1 protein-coding gene is annotated in these 435 nt (G+C 41.6%); it reads right to left on the reverse strand.

What is annotated here, in order from left to right; all coding sequences use genetic code 11:
* Positions 1-8: 8 nt before the first annotated feature.
* Positions 9-435 (reverse strand): fibronectin type III-like domain-contianing protein (locus tag C6366_RS21165; RefSeq protein WP_199221614.1); only part of this gene is annotated, 427 nt, incomplete at its 5' end.

The following is a 435-nucleotide window of genomic DNA, read 5'->3' on the forward strand; positions in this document are numbered from 1 at the left end:
TAACATAACTATTGAATCTTAATGTTTAGAACTTTCAAATCCTTATCATCTGAGCTATTGCCATAAAGCACCTCATAATCACCTGGCGTAACAGCCATCTGGCGTTTGTTCCAATCGTAAAACTCGAATGATGAAGAGTCTAGCTCTATTACTGCATTCTGGGTTTTACCGGCAGCTACTTCAACGCGCTGAAAACCTCTCAAAGTCTTTAAAGGGCCATCCACATCGCCAACCTTGCGTATGTAAACCTGAACTATTTCAGTTCCGTCACGCTTGCCACGGTTTCTTACAGGAATTGTGAGTTTGGTTGATTCATCGGCACCAAGAACCGTTTTACTGGCAGAGGCATTACCCATCTCAAATCTGGTATAACTTAACCCGAATCCAAATGGAAACAATACATCTGTTGTATAACGATAGGTACGACCTTTCATG

Source organism: Desulfonatronum sp. SC1, from assembly GCF_003046795.1.
Lineage (GTDB): Bacteria > Desulfobacterota > Desulfovibrionia > Desulfovibrionales > Desulfonatronaceae > Desulfonatronum.